Origin of the sequence: Roseiarcus sp., assembly GCF_052145395.1 — a bacterium.
In the GTDB taxonomy this organism is placed as follows: domain Bacteria; phylum Pseudomonadota; class Alphaproteobacteria; order Rhizobiales; family Beijerinckiaceae; genus Roseiarcus.
Genome location: NZ_JBKQOT010000686.1, coordinates 1 through 2736, shown reverse-complemented (window position 1 = coordinate 2736; position 2736 = coordinate 1). Strand labels below are relative to the sequence as shown.

At 62.1% G+C, this 2736-nt stretch carries 1 protein-coding gene and 1 pseudogene; one reads left to right on the top strand and one right to left on the bottom strand.

Features of this window, described 5'->3' with window-relative positions; all coding sequences use genetic code 11:
- Positions 1 to 738: 738 nt before the first annotated feature.
- A pseudogene (locus tag ACLP25_RS23430) lies at positions 739 to 837 on the bottom strand (AAA family ATPase); the annotation flags it as partial.
- A gap of 788 nt (positions 838 to 1625) precedes the next feature.
- On the opposite strand from ACLP25_RS23430, the gene ACLP25_RS23425 reads away from it, so the two are divergent.
- Positions 1626 to 2309, top strand: a complete 684-nt coding sequence (locus tag ACLP25_RS23425) for a LuxR C-terminal-related transcriptional regulator (RefSeq protein WP_442471536.1) — start codon at positions 1626 to 1628, stop codon at positions 2307 to 2309.
- Positions 2310 to 2736: the final 427 nt, after the last annotated feature.

Sequence of the window (2736 nt, the reverse complement as noted above, 5' to 3'; positions counted from 1 at the left end):
GCATTCCGCAACGAGCTGCAAATGGGCGATTCCGTTCTCGCGCCAGGCGCTCGGGAACTCGCCTTCGGCAAGGAACTCGCCTTCGCGTAGGGGCTCCAATCCGACCGAGATCCGTGGCGGCCCGATTAGGCTGCCATGCCGGCGCGCCGAAAGGCGCGTTCTTGCGGATCGAGCGGCTGCCCGCCCCGTGCCGGCAGCCGCTCGGCGCGGCCGTCCCGGTGACGGCCTGACGGAAGGCGCAATCCGCGGTCGCGAATGTCGTCCGGACCGGCGGTCCGCCGCCACGTGCCGGCGGAGCAGCGCCATCATCGACCCGGTCGCATCCAGCGGATCGGGGGGCCGTTCGGGGCGACAGGCGTCAGACGCGGCCGGATCGATCCCAGCGAGCCGTCGTCAGCGAAAGCGTCTTCCGCTTCGGCCGCGAGCCACCAGGCGCGGGCAGCCGCCGCGCTCGAGCGGTGGGAAGGGGGGGAGAGCCGTTCGGATCGCGACGCGGTAGATTGTGTATCACGCGCTTTGCTGGCCCTTGGTTATGTTACGCCGTTCGCTGCGGCCGGCGTGATCGGCGAAGGGGCGGCGATCCGCTCGATCTCTAAAGGTTCTACACCTTTCGGGGCGTCGGCCGGCAGTCCTTTGATCGTTGTCGCTTCGTTTGATCGGCATAGTGTCCCAGGGCATTGTCACGTTGGCGACTATTACTTGTCAACGGGGCGACCCGCTCATCGGCCGCTCGCAGGCGGCGAGCTTGAGGAACAGCGCGCGGTCGAGCCCGCGGGGACTTTGATAGTTGACGTCCTCGACACTGGCGGGATGACGCAGACGCGCGATCCTGGCGCGTGTTTCGAACTGCTTCTGCCGGCGTAATGCACGAGACCCGGAAACGGATCTTTCAACGACCTTGAGATGGGCAGATTGCAGAAAGGTTGTCGGCCAATCCAGCCTGTTTCAATGGAGGCGCTGTGAGTAAGGCGCAGCGTGGCGAGCGCCCTGCCAATTCCCCTGGCTCGGCGGAACGACCTCTCTCAGCCAGGAGGGGCCCGGTCCACCGACCTCGGGTCGCCCTCCCAAAAGCCAAAGCTCGAGCGCGCGCCGCTCGTCGTCCCTAATCACAGCCCCGGCCGCTTGCGCCGCTTCAAACGCAGCGTCCAACGAACCGAAGCGCCCAACCTCCTGATCTTCCGAATGGACGACGAAGTGGGGCGCATCTTGCGCGGGCACAATGGAGACACGGTGGGCCATACGTCAGGCTTTCTACGGCTGCTCGCCCGCAAATCGTGCCGGCGACGTGGTCTTGCCCTCAGGGAGACAGACACCTTTCCAGCATGTCCTCGCTTCCCTAAGCCCTTCACGTAGACCACAGCTCTCCACAAAGCGACTCTCGGATATGAGGAGATCATAACGTGAACAGATGTTTTCATTTGACCTTCTATGGTTTTCATTAGACTTTCGAAGGCGGATGTAGCAATTCAATGCTGCCGGCAAGGCGGGGATCGATCGGGACATCGATACTTATTGTCGGTTTGCTAGGACGCGGCGGTTCTGCCTGCTGGCGAATGCGCCTCGCGGTACGGGGAAATTTGATGGATCACGGATCTCACAACGAGGCGCAGCCAGAGACGCGGCTCGTGACACCCCAGCTGGAGAAACTGGACGTCAGCGACGATCGGACCTGCACGAGCACGGATGCAGAAAAAGACCGCACCATTGCGCTTGTCGAAAGCCGTCCGTTCCTGAGGGAATGCATTCGGCGTAACTTGCAATCGGCGTTCTCGGTTCCAGTCGTCACGTTTTCGTCGTTGTCGGAACTCGGGGAGCATCCTCGCGGGGCCTCTGCTGCTCTGGTCATCCTGTCCCTGATAGAGGCCAGCAGGGAGACGTGGGCGAACGCGCTGAAGGATTTGGCAGACGGCGTGTCGCGCCGCCCGGTTGTCACGCTGGCCTCGACGAACGACGTCGAGTTGGCCCGCGCCACCATCCGACACGGAGCCAAGGGATACATTCCGCTCACAATGGGACTCGACATCGCGGTTGAGGCGATCCGTTTTGTTCTGGTCGGCGGGACTTATTTCCCACCGGACCATCTTTTCGCGGCAGATCAGATTGGACTCTCGCCGCAGAAGACGCCCCAGCCGCTCGGCATTCTCAGTGGCCGCGAACACTCGGTCGTAAAGGCGATAAAGGAAGGCAAGTCGAATAAGGTCATCGCCTACGAACTCAACATGTGTGAAAGCACGGTGAAGGTCCACGTTCGCAATGTCATGAAGAAACTGAATGCGAAGAACCGCACCGACGTGGCGATGAGGACGTAAACGCCTCGCCGATGGGCCCCTCGCGGGCGGACCGGCATCGGACCCCGGCGATGACCCGTCCGGCACAAAGGGTGTTTCTAGCCCTCTGCCTCGGTAACAGCCCGTGGTTGCGTGCACCCGCAATTTCGCGGTCGTCGCCTGCAATCCGCTCTATTGGCGCACTACAAAAGAGACGCGGCCTTGGTCGGAGCCGACGTGCTGTGCAGTCAAGTGACCTTTGCATCGTGAACCGACCCCGGCGATCGCCGGCTTGAGAAGGCATCGCCGCCCTGTGCAATCGCAACTCGATGTTTATTGTCTAGTCCACTCCGCCTGTGTGTGTAACACCCGCAATCCGGCACGTTCAATGTTATGGTGGCTCATCGATGCAAAGGTCACTTGACTGCACAGCACGTCGGCTCCGACCAAGGCCGCGTCTCTTTTGTAG